This window comes from Caballeronia zhejiangensis, from assembly GCF_000698575.1.
Classification (GTDB): Bacteria; Pseudomonadota; Gammaproteobacteria; order Burkholderiales; family Burkholderiaceae; genus Caballeronia; species Caballeronia zhejiangensis.
Genome location: NZ_JFHD01000025.1, coordinates 84,942 through 99,709, shown reverse-complemented (window position 1 = coordinate 99,709; position 14,768 = coordinate 84,942). Strand labels below are relative to the sequence as shown.

The window sequence follows — 14,768 nt, the reverse complement described above, 5'->3', positions numbered from 1 at the left end:
CAACCGTGAATCCGGATAACCCGCGCTGTGACTTGCCTCGCGCCCCATCGGCGCATCCTTCTATCCGCCAGCTGTTTACCCTCGCCCGCAAAAATACTGTATAAATATACAGTAAACCGGAGGCCACCGAGCGCTTGCGCCATGAGCAGGCCCCTGTATTCGCGTCGGACGGGGAAAACTCATGGGTGCAGCACTTTCATTGCTCGACATCGGGCTGACATCGCATCTGCAGCGTCAGGTCTGGCAGGGCAGTCCGGTCAACGATCCCGATTCGAACATCATCTCGAGCGGCTTTCGAGCGCTCGACTTGGCCTTGCCCGGCGCAGGCTGGATGCCCGGCTCAGTCACCGAGTTGCTGATCGAAGAGAGTGGCGTAGGCGAAATCAGACTGCTCGCGCACTCGATCCGCGAACTGACAGCAAGCAAAGGCCGCTCCGTCATCTTCGTCGCGCCACCGTGGAAGCCCAATCTGGCCGCGCTTCGGACGATGAACATCGCGGTGAACAAGCTGGTCTGGGTCAAAGCGGCCGAGGATCAGGTGCTCTGGGCCGCGGAGCAGTCGTTGAAGCAGGAAGGCATCGGCGCAGTGCTGATCTGGCTACCACAAGTCGATGCCAAAGCCTTGCGAAGACTGCAGGTGGCGGCTCAGGAAGCGCAGTCGCTGGCATTTCTGTTCCGCCCGCTCAAAGCGGCGAAGCAATCCTCCGCTGCGCCGCTGCGCATGGTCTGCAAGCCGATACTTCCCGCCAACGCGCAGACGATGAACCGTCGCGAATGGATGCAGGCCGTCATGCTCGAAATCGACATCATCAAGCGGCGCGGCCCATTGCTCGGCAAGCCCTTGCAGTTGAACTTGCCGCTGCAGATGCCTGCGCTGCCCGAACATATTCGTCGGGCGCATCAGGCAAGGAAAGCACGAGAGGTCAAACATGTTGTGGATAGCGGTGACATTGCCGCTTTTATCGCTCGAAGCCGTCAGGCCGCCTTCGATGCCCTCAGCGCCGGCGAACTCGACATCGCCTGGAGCGAGCTCGACGGCGAATGACAATATCGATCAGTCATGCTTCGCGCTAGCCGATCACGCGCGCGTCCTGATGCCCGATCTCGTCGCGTTTCGGCTCGGCGTGCGGCCCGGCAGCACGCGCTCGCATGCGTTCGCGCTCGCGCCCCAACTGACGTTGCTTGCCGTCGACATTCGCGAGGAGCAGAACGCGCTCGAAGCCGTTGCGCTGGCGCTGCTCGCGTTCACGCCCAAAGTCGTGCTCGCGCATGCGAATACGGTACTGCTCGAAGTCGGCGCCAGCATGCGGCTCTTCGGCGGATTGCGCGCGTTGCTGTCCAGCGTGACATCGACGGTTAAAGGATGTGGCTTCACGTCCCGCATGGGCTGCGCGCCGACAGCGTGGGGCGCGTGGCTGCTGGCGCACGCGCGCACGCGCCGGGTCGCGCGGCGCGTACGCATCGTGAAAGAGACGACGCTCGTGCACGTACTCGATGAGTTGCCCGTATCGCTCATCCCATCGGCGCATTCGCACGGCAACGTGTTCGAGCAGATCGGTTGCGCGACGCTCGCCGATTTGCGTCGTCTGCCGCGCAAGGGCGTCGCGCGCCGCTTCGGGCAAGGCGTTCTGCAATGGCTCGCGCAAGCGTACGGACAGGCGCCCGACCCGCGCGAGGCATTTTGTGCGCCGGCGTCGTTCGAAGCGCGGCTCGAATTGCAGGCGCGCGTGGAAAGCGCCGAGGCGCTGCTGTTCGCCGCGCGCCGGCTCGTGCTGCAACTCGCCGGCTGGCTCTCTGCGCATCATGCGGCGGTCAGCGAATTTTCGCTCTTGCTCGAACACGAACTGGCCGCCCGTCACACGCCGAAAACGTCGACATTCAAGGTGGCGTGGGCCGTGCCGACGCGCGACGCCGACCACATCCTGTGGCTCTTGCGCGAGAAGCTGAATCAGACGACGCTCGCCGCGCCCGTCATCGAGATGAAACTCCTGGCCGACAAGGTCAGCGAGCATGCGCCGCCGCCCGACACCTTGTTTCCGATGCCTGGTTCCGACAGCGAATCGATGGCGCAACTGCTCGAACGCCTGAGCGCGCGGCTGGGCGCGGAGAACGTGGTGCAACTGGTCGCGCGCGACGATCATCGGCCCGAGGCGGCGATGACCGTCGAACCTTATAAGCCCGCAAGCGAAACGAAACCCAAGCGCGGAAAAAAGTCGCCGAAGACGCAAACGTCAAGGGCAGAAGCAGAACCCGAAGTGCAAACGGAGTCAGACGAACCGCTCGAACTTCCCGATCTCGCCGTGCCTCAGCAGCCGCGTCCGTCGTGGATACTCGAAACGCCGCAAAAGCTGATGCTGCGCAACGAGCGGCCGTTCTATCGGCGTCCGTTGAAGCTGATCAGCCGGACCGAGCGTATCGAGGCGGGATGGTGGGACGGCAACGGCGTCCAGCGCGATTACTACGTCGCCGCCGACGATCGCGGGCGCATGTTCTGGCTCTATCGCGAACGTCTTACGGGCGACTGGTTCCTGCACGGTTTTTTCGGATGATACGCGATGGATGATCTGAACGACATCATCGGTCTGGATGGAGACAACGCGTTTCCCGGCTCGATGTCGGCGTCGGCGTTGTTGCCCGGTTATGCCGAACTGCATTGCCTGAGTAACTTTTCGTTTCTGCGCGGCGCATCGCATCCGCAGGAACTGGCGGCGGCCGCGCTCGAACACGGCTACACCGCGCTCGCGATTACGGATGAATGCTCGCTCGCGGGCGTCGTGCGCGCGCATGCCGCGATCAAGGACATCGAGGCGAAGGCGCAAGCCGACGCCGAAGCCGCGCGGCTTGCCGGCGAGCCGCCGCCCAAGAGCCAGGATCTGAAGCTGATCATCGGCAGCGAACTGCATCTCACGGACGCCGATGGCGAGCCGTTCTGCACGCTTATCGCGCTCGCGACGAATCGGGCGGGCTACGGCAACCTGTCCGAGCTGATTTCGCACGCGCGCGCGCGTTCGCCGAAGGGCAGCTATCGGATCGGTCCGGAAGACTTCACCGATCCCGCCGCTTCATCCGATACATCGGACTTGCGCGGCGATATCGCGCATCTGAAGCACTTGCCCGATTGCCTGCTGATTCTCGTGCCGCAGCGCGCAGCGACGCTCGCCGATACGCTCGATCGCGCGCACTGGCTGGCCGGTTTCGCCGCGGGCCGCGCGTGGCTCGCGCTGGAGCTCTGGCAGGACGGCAGCGACGACGAGCGTCTCGCTTCGTGCCGCGTGATCGCGCAGGCGAGCGGATTGCCGCTCATCGCGGCAAGCGGTGCGCTGATGCACGCGCGCTCGCGCAAGCCCTTGCAGGACACGCTCACCGCGATTCGCCTGAACCGGCCGCTCGCCGAATGCGGCTATGCGCTCGAAGCGAACGCGGAGCGGCATCTGCGCACGCGGTTGCGCATCGGCGCGCTTTATCCGAAAGAGGCGATCCGGGAAACGTTGAAGGTGGCCGCGCGCTGCACCTTCTCGCTCGACGAACTCAAGTACGAATATCCCGAGGAACTGGTGCCGCCCGGCGAGACGCCCGCGAGCTATCTGCGCAAGCGGGTGATGGCGGGCGCGCTGCAGCGCTGGCCGAACGGCATGGACGCCGAGACGATCGGTCTCATCGACAAGGAACTGGCGCTCGTCGCGAAGCTGGAATACGAGAAGTACTTCCTGACGGTCTACGACATCGTCGCGTTCGCGCGCAGCAAAGGGATTTTGTGTCAGGGACGCGGCTCGGCGGCGAATTCGATCATTTGTTATTGCCTCTTCATCACCGAGCTCGATCCGGTGCGGATGGGTCTCCTGATCGAGCGCTTCATCTCGCAAGCGCGCAACGAGCCCCCCGACATCGATGTCGATTTCGAGCATCAGCGGCGCGAGGAAGTCATCCAGTACATCTATCAGAAGTACGGGCGGCATCGCGCGTCGCTGGCGGCGTCGCTCATCACGTATCACACGCGCAGCGCGCTGAAGGATGTCGGCAAGGCGCTCGGGCTCGATGCATCGCTGATCGAGCGCATCGGCAAATCGCAGCAATGGTGGGACGGGCCGTCGGCGGTGGCGGGTTATCTCCGGGAAGCCGGCTTCAGCGACGATTCGCACGTCACGACGCATCTGATCCGGCTCACGCGCGAGTTGCGCGGCTTTCCGCGGCATTTGTCGCAGCATGTCGGTGGCTTCGTGATCGCGCGGGAACGTCTGTCGCGGCTCGTGCCGATCGAAAACGCCGCGATGAAGGACCGCTGCGTGATTCAATGGGACAAGGACGACATCGATCAGCTGAAGCTCCTGAAAGTCGACGTGCTCGCGCTCGGCATGCTTTCGGCGATCCGGCGCGCGCTCGAATTCGTCGCGCTGCGGCGCGGCGTGCCGGGCTTCGGGCTGTCGCATATTCGTCGCGAGGACAAGGCCGTCTACGAAATGTGCTGCCGCGCGGACACCATCGGCGTGTTTCAGATCGAATCGCGTGCGCAGCAGAGCATGCTGCCGCGCTTGCGGCCTCAGAAGTATTACGACCTCGTCATCGAAGTGGCGATCGTGCGGCCCGGCCCGATCCAGGGCGGCATGGTGCATCCGTATTTGCGCCGCAAGCAGGGCCTGGAAGAGGAGGATTATCCGAAAGAGGAACTGCGGCCGGTGCTCGGCCGCACGCTCGGCGTGCCGATCTTTCAGGAGCAGGTGATGAAGCTCGCGATGGTCGCGGCGGGCTACACGGCGGAACAGGCCGATCAGTTGCGCCGCGCGATGGCCGCGTGGCGCCGCGGCAGTCATCTGGAAAAGTATCAAGCCGATCTCATGCAGAAGATGCTCGCGCGCGGCTACGAGCACGATTTCGCCGCGCGCGTGTGCAAGCAGATCGAGGGTTTCGGCGAATACGGCTTTCCTGAGAGTCACTCGGCGAGCTTCGCGCTGCTCGTCTATTTCAGCGCGTGGATCAAGCGTTACGAGCCCGCGGCGTTTCTGGCCGGCCTGCTGAACAGCCAGCCGCTCGGCTTTTATTCGCCGTCGCAACTCGTGCAGGACGCGCGGCGTCACGGCGTGCCGGTGTTCGCGCCCGATGTTTCGCTGAGTGATTGGGAGTCGGTGCTGGAAGCGCGCGCCGGCGATGGCGAGCGCATCGGGTTCGATGCCGGCAAGGAGCGGCGGCGTCAACAGTTTTACGGTGCGGCAGAGTCGGATCGCGTGTTCCGGAAGACCGTGCAGCGAGCGGCGCGCAGGCTCAGAAAGCGCGTCGAGCTGGATGGACGGCAATACGGCGCGAAAGGGCCAGGCGTGCGGATCGGCCTGCAACTGATCAAAGGTCTGCCGCAAGCGGCGGCCGAGCGGATCATGGCCGCGCGCGCAGAAGCGCCGTTCATCGATGTCGACGATCTCACGCGCCGTGCCGCGTTGTCGCGCCGCGAACTCGAAGCGCTCGCGGCGGGCAATGCGCTCGCGAGCATTGCAGGACACCGGCGTCAGGCGTGGTGGGCGGTCACCGCACAGCAGCGCGCGCCGGAATTGCTGCGCGACGCGCCGATGAGCGAGGCGCCGCTGCTGCTGCCGGAAGCATCGGAAGGTCGCGAAATCGTCGACGATTACGCGAGTCTCGGGCTCACGCTCAATCGGCATCCGCTCGCGCTTTTGCGCGCGAAGCTCGCGCGTATGCGCTTCAAGACCGCGGCCGAACTCGCGGATATCAGAAACGGGCGCTTCGTGCGGGCGTGCGGCATCGTGACGGTGCGGCAGCGGCCGGGCACGGCCAACGGCACGATTTTCGTATCGATCGAGGACGAAACGGGCGCAATCAACGTGATCGTCTGGCCGGGGCTCGTCGAGAAACAGCGCAAGGTGCTGCTAGGCGCGTCGCTGCTCGGCGTGCACGGCGTCTGGCAAATGGAAGGCGAGGTGCGCCATCTGGTGGCGCAGCGGCTCGAAGACCATAGTGCTTTGCTCGGCCGCCTGGCCGCGCCGAGCCGCGATTTTCACTGAGATGAGACGTCCGGATACTTCGCGAGCAGTCTGCCGATCGCGATGTCGAACGGCGTGCGCCGGCCGATGCCCAGCGCTTCCAGCCGGCCGGAATCGAGATGACAGTCGCGCGGGCGCGGCGTCGCGTCCGCGGGCGTGCGCTGCGCAACGAGCTTCGCGTCCACTTTCAGTGCTCGCGCGATGCGTTCGGCGATATCGAACTTCGTCATCGGCTCGTCGCCGGACCATTGCGCGATCCCGGAGATCGTCGCGCCTTTCGCGTGATGTTCGAGCATGCCGCGAATCACCACGGCGACATCGGGCGTGTATGTCGGATAACGCGTCGCCCAGGCGTCCATCGAGGCGGGCGCGCCGGCCGCCTCGGACGATTTCACGATCGCGGGCGTGAGGCTCGTCACCGCAGATTCGCTCCAGTCGGTGAACGGCCCGTAAAGCAGCGGCAGACGCAGCACGCAGGACATCGGATCGCTCGCGAGCAGCGCGCGTTCGCCGTCGAGCTTGCTCTGGCCGTAGGCGTTGAGCGGCGCGGGCGCGTCGTCGGGCAAATAGGGCGGCGACGCGCCGTCGAAGACGTAGTCGGTCGAAATCGACAATACCCATGTGCCGAGCGCGCGCGCTTCGGTGGCGATCACGCTCAACGCCTCGACATTCAACGCGCGCGCGAGCGCCGGATCGTTTTCGCAGATGTCCGGACGCCGCTCCGCTGCCGCGACCACGATCGCATCCGGCGCGAGATCGCGCACGAACGCGCGTACCGCGTCATGGTCGAGCAGGTCGAGCTTCACGCTCGCGGCGTCGGCGCGCCGGTGAGCCGTATGCACGACGCGCCACGTCTGCGTGCTGGCCGCGCTCGCCAGTTCCGTGGCAACCGCCCGGCCCAGCAACCCCGACGCCCCGATCAGCGCGACGGTAAAGCGCTCGTTTTGCCTCATGCCGAAGCGACGCCGACGACCGTATAGCCGGCCTCGTCGATGGCTTCCTTGAGCGCATCGTTCGATTTTGCGGATTCGACGGCGACCTTGCCTCGCTCCAGATCGACGCGAACTTGCGCTTGCGGATCGATTTCCTGAATCGAGCGCGTCACAGCGGCGACGCAGTGCTGGCAACTCATGCCCTGAACTTCGAATTCGGTCATTGCTGTTTCCCCTTGAAAAAGTCCGGATCAACGACATCGTATACCTTGCCATCATGGGAAGGTGTAGAGTCGGAATGACATTTTTCAGGAGCAGACGATGAATATCGGCGAAGCGGCCCGCGCCTCGGGCGTGACCGCGAAAATGATCCGCTACTACGAGAGCGTCGGATTGCTCAATCCGGTCGGACGGACGTCATCGGGATATCGCGTGTATGGCGATCACGAGGTCCACGCGCTGCGTTTCGTGCGGCAGGCACGCCGGCTCGGTTTTCTCGTCGACGATATCCGCAAGCTGCTCGCCTTGTGGCAGGACCGGTCGCGGGCGAGCGCGGAGGTGAAGTCGATTGCGCTGGAACACGTTGCGGAACTTGACCGGCGGATCGCCGAATTAACCGAGATGCGCGACACGCTGTCGCATCTGGCTAATCATTGTCACGGCGACGCGCGGCCGGATTGCCCGATCTTGGACAAGCTGGCGCAGTAATGCCCTAAATGGGTGCATGTGCAACGACCAGATTGTTGACAAAGAGCGAATTGATACGAGAAATCAGTGGTTTAAGCAAGAATGCGGCCTGCACCATTCCGAATCCGAATGCACACTATTCAAGCATTTCACTACCCCGGCACGGACGTTCTCCCCTATAATCCGGGTATTCCCTAACGCGGGTAATCCCTGACCCGAACCGCCAGGGATCTTTCGAAGACCTTGGAGAACACCATGTTTGCATTCCTCATCGAAAAACTGAGCATCTGGTTTGAAGCCGCCGAGCAGCGCCGCCGCGAAGCCTATCTTGCGCAATCGACGGACATCGTCCAGCTTGAACAGCGCATCCGCTCGCTGGAAACGAACGGCTACAACGCTTAAGCGTTTCGTTCCTGGCGTCGAACACGCCCGATGTGAAAGCAAAAGCCCCGCAATTGCTGGGCTTTTGCTTTTTGCTCGTCACGTGAGCGGAGCGTTTTACTGCTTGTGCGGATGCTGCTCCAGCCACTGTTTCATGAATGCGATTTCCTTGTTCTGCGCGGCGATGATGTCCTTCGCCAGCTTGCGCAGCTTGGCGTCCTTGCCGTACTTCAGTTCGACCTTCGCCATTTCCACCGCGCCCTGATGATGCGGAATCATGTGCGCGACGAAATCCCGGTCGGCGTCCCCCGTGTACTCGATGCTCGACATGCCCGACATCATTTTCTGATCGGCGGCCTGGAACGCGGCGGTGGACGAGACGTCCGTCGGCTTCGGCTCGTGCTGTTCCATATTCATGCCTGGCATTGCATCGCTCGCCGGCGCGGCGGTCTGGGCATTCACGCTTGCGCTGCAGAGGATGGTGAAGATGGCAAGTGCGATTCTTGTTGATTTCATCGTATCTCCTGTGGAAGGGGCGGTTGCAAGGCTGCTTATGTGTCGAACCACCTAGCCTAAAGCTTGCCACCGGGGTAAGGTAAAGCGGTTTCGTCTACACAAAAGAGCGCGCGATGCCAGGCCATATCAATGACACGACGAATATCGGGTTCCGCCATCGAATCACGAAAGTCACGCAGGTTTGCATCGCGCTCGCCGCAGTCTTGCCCGGCTCGCAACCGGCGCTCGCCAAGCCGGGCGGCGAACCGCTCGTACTCGATACGCAAACCGGTATCCACAGCGGCGTGAGCGGCACGGTGCTCCAGAGCGGCCCGCTCGGCGGCCCGGGCATGGTGCCGATGGCGACATTGCCCGGCATCCCGCAGGAGGCTCAACCGCCCATCGTCGTTTCACCATACGTCGAATATTCAAGCGGACAGAACACGGTGCCCGTTCAGCCTGGCGGCGGCGTGCGCCCCAGAACTCCGCGCGCGCCTCATCCCTGACCCCGAAACCGTGCTCAGTCGGCGCGATGTTCAAGCTTGAACGAAGCGTTGCCGTCCTCGCCGAGCGCGTCGACGAGGTAGGGCAGTGATTCCTTCAGTTCCTTCGCCAGCGTGTAGGGCGGGTTGATTACGAACATGCCGCTGCCGAACAACCCGAAGCCGTCCGTCGGCGGTTTCCTCACCGCGAGGGCCGCATGCAGCCAGCCGTTCGGCTGGATGGCCTTCAGCTGATCGGCGAAACGCTGCGACTCCTGGCGCGTGACGATGGGGTACCAGACCGCATACGTTCCGGTCGAGAAGCGCTTGATACTTTCTTCGAGGCACGTAATCGTGCGGGCGTAGTCGCGCTTGTCCTCGTACGACGGATCGATCAGCACGAGCGCACGCCTCGGCGGCGGCGGAAGAATCGCCTTAATGCCGTCGAAGCCGTCGCCTTCGTAGATCATCGCGCGCCGGCCGGCATCGCGGAAATTGTGGCGCAGCACGTCGATTTCCGTGCTGTGCAACTCGAAAAGCCGCATGCGATCCTGCTCGCGCATCGTGCGCCAGGCCAGATAGGGCGAGCCGGGATAGAAACGCAGACCGCCATCGGGATTCAATGCCTTCACTTCGTCGACATAGTCGGCGAGCAGCGCCGGCAGGTCGCCGCGATCCCAAAGCTTGCCGATGCCCGTCTCGAACTCGGCGTTCTTCGTCGCGAAGCCTTCGGTGAGCGAATACACTCCGGCGCCGGCGTGCGTGTCGACATACCAATACGATTTGTCCTTCTGGCCGAGATAGCGAAGCATCTGAATGACGATCGCGTGTTTCAGCACATCGGCGTGGTTGCCCGCATGAAAGGCGTGACGGTAACTGAGCATGACAGGAGGCCCGCGTCGGGCGCGAGAAGCAAAATGAAAAGGTGCGGCGGAAGGGCGCCTATTCTAGCCGACCCCGTGCGCTGCATGACTCACGACGCCCAGCGCGTGCTGCGGCGCATTGCGTCCTTCATGCACAATAACCGCTCCCGGACTTTCATGAACAGTCGGCCGAACGGCCTAAGCGTTCTGAGTTTCGCCCGACTTTTCCTATGCCGAACGGCCAGCTTGATAGCCGTGCCGACGGATGTTGTCATACACCCGATGTCTTCCCACTGGATAGGAGGTTCGCATGTCATCAAACGGTAAGCTCGACGGCAAGGCCGCGATCGTGACGGGCGCGGCGAGCGGTATCGGCAAGGCTATCGCGTTCACGCTCGCCGGCGCGGGCGCGGCGGTCGCCATCGCCGATCTGAATCAGGCGGGCGCGGACGCGGTCGCCGAAGAGATCCGCGGCAAGGGCGGCAAGGCTATCGGCATCGCGATGGACGTGACGAACGAAGACGCCGTCAATCAGGGCATCGATCGCGTCGCTGCGGAACTGGGCTCTGTGGACATCCTCGTGTCGAACGCGGGCATTCAGATCGTCAATCCCATCGAAAACTACGCGTACGCCGACTGGAAGAAGATGATGGCGATCCACGTCGACGGCGCGTTTCTCACCACCAAAGCCGCGCTCAAGCATATGTACAAGGACGATCGCGGCGGGGTAGTGATCTATATGGGTTCGGTGCATTCGCACGAGGCGTCGCCGCTGAAGTCCGCCTATGTGACCGCGAAACACGGACTGCTCGGCCTCGCGCGCGTGCTGGCGAAGGAAGGCGCGAAGCACAACGTGCGCTCGCACGTCGTCTGTCCGGGCTTCGTGCGTACGCCGCTCGTCGACAAGCAAATTCCCGAGCAGGCCAAGGAGTTGAAAATCAGCGAGGAAGAAGTCGTCAGGCGCGTGATGCTCGGTGGTACGGTCGATGGCGTATTCACGACCGTCGAGGACGTCGCTCAGACCGTGCTCTTCCTTTCCGCGTTCGAAACGGCGGCGCTGACGGGGCAATCGTTCGTCGTGAGTCACGGCTGGTTCATGCAATAAGGAGAACGCGCGGGATGTCGGAAATCGAGAACGAAGAAGTCATAGGACGGGAAGGCGCGCGGACTCGGGCGTCCGCCGGGCAGCAAACCCGCGTGCACCTGCCGCCCTACGAGACGATCGCGCTCATGCTCCAGGGCGGGGGCGCGCTCGGCGCCTATCAGGCGGGCGTCTATCAAGGGTTGCACGAGGCGGACATCCATCCGAACTGGATCGCCGGCATCTCGATCGGCGCGCTTAACACGGCGATCATCGCGGGCAACGCGCCCGAGCATCGCGTGACGCGTCTGCTTGAATTCTGGGAGACGATCTGCCGGCCCGCGTTCGGTTTCCCGTTGCCCGCGTTCCTCGAGCGCGCGCTATTCGATTCCGCCGACGAAATTCGCAAGGCGTTCACCGCGATGCAGGCTTTCGGTGCGATCGTCGAAGGGCAGAAGGGATTTTTCATCCCGCGCTTTCCGCCGCCGTCGCCGATCGCGTCGAGCTCGCCGCAGACCGCGAGCTATTACGACACCACGCCGCTCAAGGCCACGCTCGAGCGGCTTTGCGATTTCGACCGCATCAATTCCGGCGAAACGCGCGTGTCGGTAGGCGCGGTGAACGTCGCGACCGGCAACTTCGCGTATTTCGACAACACGCAGATCCGCTTGCGCGCCGAGCATTTCATTGCCTCGGGCGCCTTGCCGCCGGGCTTCGCCGCAGTCGAGATCGACGGCCAGTTCTATTGGGACGGCGGTCTCATGTCGAACACGCCGCTCTACGAAATCGCGCAGGCGACGCCGCGCCGCGACACGCTCGCCTTCCAGGTCGATCTGTGGAGCGCGCGCGGGCCGGTGCCCGACAGCATCGTCGACGTGATGGGGCGCGTGAAGGACGTGCAGTATTCGAGCCGCACGCGTCTCGTCACGGATCAGATGCAGCGCGCGCAGCGCTACCGTAACGTGTTGCAGCACGTTCTCGATCTCGTGCCCGAAGACGTCCGCGAGGGCGACGAATGGTGCAGGCTCGCCGCCGAACTGGCATGTTCGAAGCGTTACAACATCATCCACCTGATATACCGGCAAAAAGAGTACGAGGGGCATTTCAAGGACTACCAGTTCGGCTTTTCGACAATGCGCGAACACTGGGAAAGCGGTCTCTCCGATATGCGCCGCACGCTTGCGCATCGCGACTGGCTCGACATGCCCAACGGCGAGTCGCGCTTCATCACGCATGACATCCATCGGGACGAGCGATGAAAGCGTTGCGCAAGATGGAATGAGCCGTGTGGGCGAGAATTTGTGCCCCTTTGTATAATTCGGGACGCATTCCGGTGCTGTTTCTATCGACGCCGGACATCACGACTTTTCCCCGCTTTAGATGAACTCGATCGCGGTCTGCTTCGTCTGTCTCGGCAATATCTGCCGCTCGCCCAGCGCGGAAGCGGTGATGCGCGACCTCGTCGAGCGCGCGAAACTGGCTGAGCGCATCGTGATCGATTCGGCGGGCACCGGCGACTGGCACATCGGCGAGCCACCGGACGAACGCGCGCAAAAGGCAGCGAAGAAGCGCGGCTACGATCTGTCGAAGTTGCGCGGCCGTCAGGTCGCCGCGGCCGATTTCGCGCGCTTCGATCTGTTCATCGTCATGGACGACGCCAACGCCGCCGCCTTGGCGGAAGTCTGCCCGTCCGAGCACCGCGACAAGATTCGCCTGCTGATGGAGTTCGCGACGCGCGACGACAGCCGCGTGGTGGTCGATCCCTATTTCGGTGGCGAAGAGGGCTTCGAAAAAGTGCTCGACCAATGCGAGGACGCATGTGAAGGCTTGCTGAAAGCCTTACGCGCTCAGTTGACTGCCTGAGCGGCGGCGCGGCCGCGCGATCCGAAAAAAACGCGTTAAAAGACTACTTATCTCGCCCCGGATACTTGACTAAAAACGTGGGCTATTTATACTTGACGAAAACCATCGAGTATTAGCGTTAGCCCCCAATTATGAGACTCACCACGAAAGGCCGTTTCGCCGTCACGGCGATGATCGACCTGGCGCTGCGCCAGGAGCAGGGCCCGGTGACGCTGGCAGGCATCAGTCAGCGCCAGCGCATCTCGCTTTCCTACCTCGAACAGCTCTTCGGCAAGCTGCGGCGGCATGAGATCGTCGAATCGGTTCGCGGACCGGGCGGCGGCTACAACCTCGCGCGCCGCGCGGAGAACGTCACGGTTGCCGACATCATCATCGCGGTCGACGAGCCGATCGACGCCACGCAGTGCGGCGGCAAGGGCACGTGCGAAGGCACGAAGCAGCACGACGGCCACTGCATGACGCACGAGCTCTGGGCGACACTGAACCAGAAGATGGTCGAGTATCTCGATTCCGTCTCGTTGAAGGATCTGGTCGACCAGCAGCGTGCGCGCGAAGGTTCGTCGGCGGTGCTGCGCGACCGGCGCGCGGAATCGGCTGGCGTCGAGGCCGCGCGTGTCGTGCCCAAGGGGCCGAATTCCATTTTCAATCTGGCCGGATGACATAACCGCCGCGCCGGCGCGAGCCGCGCGCGCAGACGAAAGCGTCCCAGCCAAGAGCTTTGACCGATTTTCCCGGAGCGACTGATGAACAACGATATTCCCCACCTGCCCATTTACATGGACTACAGCGCGACGACCCCCGTCGATCCGCGCGTGGTGGACAAGATGATTCCGTATCTTCGCGAGCAGTTCGGCAATCCGGCCTCGCGCAGCCACCAGTACGGCTGGGATGCGGAGCGTGCGGTCGAGGAAGCGCGCGAGAACGTCGCGGCGCTCGTGAATTGCGATCCGCGCGAGATCATCTGGACGTCGGGTGCGACGGAATCGGACAACCTCGCCATCAAGGGCGCGGCGCACTTCTACAAGAGCAAGGGCAAGCACATCATCACCGTGAAGACCGAGCACAAGGCCGTGCTCGACACCACGCGTGAGCTGGAGCGCGAAGGCTACGAAGTCACGTATCTCGACGTGAAGGACGACGGTCTCATCGATCTGGAAAAGTTCAAGGCGGCGATCCGTCCGGACACGATCCTCGTCTCCGTGATGAGCGTGAACAACGAAATCGGCGTGATTCAGGACATCGAGGCGATCGGCGAGATCACGCGCGAGAAGGGCATCATTTTCCACGTCGATGCGGCGCAAGCCACCGGCAAGATCGAAATCGATCTGCAAAAGCTGAAGGTCGATCTGATGTCGTTTTCGGCTCACAAGACGTACGGTCCGAAGGGCATCGGCGCGCTGTACGTGCGTCGCAAGCCGCGCGTGCGCATCGAAGCGCAGATGCACGGCGGCGGTCACGAGCGCGGCATGCGTTCGGGCACGCTCGCGACGCATCAGATCGTCGGCATGGGCGAAGCGTTCCGCATCGCGCGTGAGGAAATGGCGACGGAGAACGAGCGCATCCGCATGCTGCGCGACCGTCTGCTGAAGGGGCTGCAGGACATCGAAGAGGTGTACGTCAACGGCGACATGGAACGCCGCGTGCCGCACAACCTCAACATCAGCTTCAACTTCGTCGAAGGCGAATCGCTGATCATGGCGGTGAAGGACGTCGCGGTGTCGTCGGGTTCGGCGTGCACGTCGGCGTCGCTCGAGCCCTCTTATGTGCTGCGCGCGCTCGGCCGTAACGACGAACTCGCGCACAGCTCGATCCGCTTCACGGTCGGCCGCTTCACCACCGAGCAGGACGTCGACTATGTGATCAACCTGCTGAAGAACAAGATCGCGAAACTGCGCGATCTGTCGCCGCTCTGGGAAATGCACAAGGACGGCATCGACATCTCGACCATCCAGTGGGCTGCGCACTAAGCGACCACTGAGCGCCACGCGACACCGAAT

At 63.1% G+C, this 14,768-nt stretch carries 15 protein-coding genes; 11 read left to right on the top strand and 4 right to left on the bottom strand.

Features of this window, described 5'->3' with window-relative positions; genetic code table 11:
* The first annotated feature begins 181 nt into the window (after positions 1 to 181).
* The 3 genes from imuA to BG60_RS25665 are packed head-to-tail and all read left to right on the top strand — an operon-like array spanning position 182 to position 6,008.
* Positions 182 to 1,045 (top strand): translesion DNA synthesis-associated protein ImuA, encoded by an 864-nt coding sequence (gene imuA / locus BG60_RS25675; RefSeq protein WP_008349189.1) that lies wholly within the window; start codon positions 182 to 184, stop codon positions 1,043 to 1,045.
* Complete coding sequence (locus BG60_RS25670; protein WP_008349190.1) at positions 990 to 2,549, top strand: Y-family DNA polymerase; 1,560 nt, start codon at positions 990 to 992, stop codon at positions 2,547 to 2,549. The genes imuA and BG60_RS25670 overlap by 56 nt, the downstream gene beginning before the upstream one ends.
* 6 nt (positions 2,550 to 2,555) lie before the next feature.
* Positions 2,556 to 6,008, top strand: coding sequence for an error-prone DNA polymerase (locus BG60_RS25665; protein ID WP_081851885.1), 3,453 nt, complete (start codon positions 2,556 to 2,558; stop codon positions 6,006 to 6,008).
* On the opposite strand, the gene BG60_RS25660 is transcribed toward BG60_RS25665, so the two are convergent.
* Both BG60_RS25660 and BG60_RS25655 read right to left on the bottom strand, forming a co-directional pair.
* Entirely contained in the window at positions 6,002 to 6,940 is a 939-nt protein-coding gene (locus BG60_RS25660) for a dTDP-4-dehydrorhamnose reductase family protein (RefSeq protein WP_034473216.1), read from the bottom strand. The two genes, BG60_RS25665 and BG60_RS25660, sit on opposite strands and share 7 nt — an antisense overlap.
* Positions 6,937 to 7,143, bottom strand: coding sequence for a heavy-metal-associated domain-containing protein (locus BG60_RS25655; RefSeq protein ID WP_008349193.1), 207 nt, complete (start codon positions 7,141 to 7,143; stop codon positions 6,937 to 6,939). The genes BG60_RS25660 and BG60_RS25655 overlap by 4 nt, the downstream gene beginning before the upstream one ends.
* 97 nt (positions 7,144 to 7,240) lie before the next feature.
* Between BG60_RS25655 and cueR the strand changes: the two genes are divergently transcribed.
* Together cueR and BG60_RS37150 are read left to right on the top strand one after the other, a co-directional pair.
* Entirely contained in the window at positions 7,241 to 7,627 is a 387-nt protein-coding gene (gene cueR, locus BG60_RS25650) for a Cu(I)-responsive transcriptional regulator (RefSeq protein WP_008349194.1), read from the top strand.
* 234 nt (positions 7,628 to 7,861) lie between these two features.
* Positions 7,862 to 8,008 carry a DUF3563 family protein gene (locus BG60_RS37150; protein ID WP_008349196.1) on the top strand — a complete coding sequence of 49 codons (147 nt, stop codon included), beginning with the start codon at positions 7,862 to 7,864 and terminating at the stop codon, positions 8,006 to 8,008.
* A 96-nt stretch (positions 8,009 to 8,104) separates the two neighbouring features.
* Here BG60_RS37150 and copM read toward each other — a convergent pair whose 3' ends face one another.
* On the bottom strand, positions 8,105 to 8,503 hold the full coding sequence (copM, locus tag BG60_RS25645) for a CopM family metallochaperone (RefSeq protein ID WP_008349197.1): 399 nt from the start codon (positions 8,501 to 8,503) through the stop codon (positions 8,105 to 8,107).
* A gap of 113 nt (positions 8,504 to 8,616) precedes the next feature.
* On the opposite strand from copM, the gene BG60_RS25640 reads away from it, so the two are divergent.
* Entirely contained in the window at positions 8,617 to 8,988 is a 372-nt protein-coding gene (locus BG60_RS25640; RefSeq protein ID WP_008349199.1) for a hypothetical protein, read from the top strand.
* A gap of 14 nt (positions 8,989 to 9,002) precedes the next feature.
* Here BG60_RS25640 and BG60_RS25635 read toward each other — a convergent pair whose 3' ends face one another.
* Positions 9,003 to 9,848, bottom strand: a complete 846-nt coding sequence (locus BG60_RS25635; protein ID WP_034473215.1) for a 23S rRNA (adenine(2030)-N(6))-methyltransferase RlmJ — start codon at positions 9,846 to 9,848, stop codon at positions 9,003 to 9,005.
* A gap of 289 nt (positions 9,849 to 10,137) precedes the next feature.
* Between BG60_RS25635 and BG60_RS25630 the strand changes: the two genes are divergently transcribed.
* The 5 genes from BG60_RS25630 (at position 10,138) to BG60_RS25610 (ending at position 14,738) form a co-directional block, all read left to right on the top strand.
* Positions 10,138 to 10,932, top strand: coding sequence for a 3-hydroxybutyrate dehydrogenase (locus BG60_RS25630; protein ID WP_008349201.1), 795 nt, complete (start codon positions 10,138 to 10,140; stop codon positions 10,930 to 10,932).
* Positions 10,933 to 10,946: 14 nt separating this feature from the next.
* Positions 10,947 to 12,167, top strand: a complete 1,221-nt coding sequence (locus BG60_RS25625) for a DUF3734 domain-containing protein (RefSeq protein ID WP_051996637.1) — start codon at positions 10,947 to 10,949, stop codon at positions 12,165 to 12,167.
* A 121-nt stretch (positions 12,168 to 12,288) separates the two neighbouring features.
* Positions 12,289 to 12,771, top strand: a complete 483-nt coding sequence (locus tag BG60_RS25620; protein ID WP_008349203.1) for a low molecular weight protein-tyrosine-phosphatase — start codon at positions 12,289 to 12,291, stop codon at positions 12,769 to 12,771.
* Between the two features lie 131 nt (positions 12,772 to 12,902).
* Positions 12,903 to 13,430: a Fe-S cluster assembly transcriptional regulator IscR gene (iscR, locus tag BG60_RS25615; RefSeq protein WP_008349204.1), complete on the top strand. Its 528-nt coding sequence runs from the start codon at positions 12,903 to 12,905 to the stop codon at positions 13,428 to 13,430.
* 84 nt (positions 13,431 to 13,514) lie between these two features.
* Positions 13,515 to 14,738, top strand: coding sequence for an IscS subfamily cysteine desulfurase (locus tag BG60_RS25610; RefSeq protein WP_008349205.1), 1,224 nt, complete (start codon positions 13,515 to 13,517; stop codon positions 14,736 to 14,738).
* Positions 14,739 to 14,768: the final 30 nt, after the last annotated feature.

Excerpts from the sequence above, each read along its gene's own strand:
- imuA (WP_008349189.1), top strand. The coding sequence starts at position 182 with ATGGGTGCAGCACTTTCATTGCTCGACATCGGGCTGACATCGCATCTG.
- BG60_RS25670 (WP_008349190.1), top strand. The coding sequence starts at position 990 with ATGCCCTCAGCGCCGGCGAACTCGACATCGCCTGGAGCGAGCTCGACG.
- BG60_RS25665 (WP_081851885.1), top strand. The coding sequence starts at position 2,556 with ATGGATGATCTGAACGACATCATCGGTCTGGATGGAGACAACGCGTTT.
- BG60_RS25660 (WP_034473216.1), bottom strand. The coding sequence starts at position 6,940 with ATGAGGCAAAACGAGCGCTTTACCGTCGCGCTGATCGGGGCGTCGGGG.
- BG60_RS25655 (WP_008349193.1), bottom strand. The coding sequence starts at position 7,143 with ATGACCGAATTCGAAGTTCAGGGCATGAGTTGCCAGCACTGCGTCGCC.
- cueR (WP_008349194.1), top strand. The coding sequence starts at position 7,241 with ATGAATATCGGCGAAGCGGCCCGCGCCTCGGGCGTGACCGCGAAAATG.
- BG60_RS37150 (WP_008349196.1), top strand. The coding sequence starts at position 7,862 with ATGTTTGCATTCCTCATCGAAAAACTGAGCATCTGGTTTGAAGCCGCC.
- copM (WP_008349197.1), bottom strand. The coding sequence starts at position 8,503 with ATGAAATCAACAAGAATCGCACTTGCCATCTTCACCATCCTCTGCAGC.
- BG60_RS25640 (WP_008349199.1), top strand. The coding sequence starts at position 8,617 with ATGCCAGGCCATATCAATGACACGACGAATATCGGGTTCCGCCATCGA.
- BG60_RS25635 (WP_034473215.1), bottom strand. The coding sequence starts at position 9,848 with ATGCTCAGTTACCGTCACGCCTTTCATGCGGGCAACCACGCCGATGTG.
- BG60_RS25630 (WP_008349201.1), top strand. The coding sequence starts at position 10,138 with ATGTCATCAAACGGTAAGCTCGACGGCAAGGCCGCGATCGTGACGGGC.
- BG60_RS25625 (WP_051996637.1), top strand. The coding sequence starts at position 10,947 with ATGTCGGAAATCGAGAACGAAGAAGTCATAGGACGGGAAGGCGCGCGG.
- BG60_RS25620 (WP_008349203.1), top strand. The coding sequence starts at position 12,289 with ATGAACTCGATCGCGGTCTGCTTCGTCTGTCTCGGCAATATCTGCCGC.
- iscR (WP_008349204.1), top strand. The coding sequence starts at position 12,903 with ATGAGACTCACCACGAAAGGCCGTTTCGCCGTCACGGCGATGATCGAC.
- BG60_RS25610 (WP_008349205.1), top strand. The coding sequence starts at position 13,515 with ATGAACAACGATATTCCCCACCTGCCCATTTACATGGACTACAGCGCG.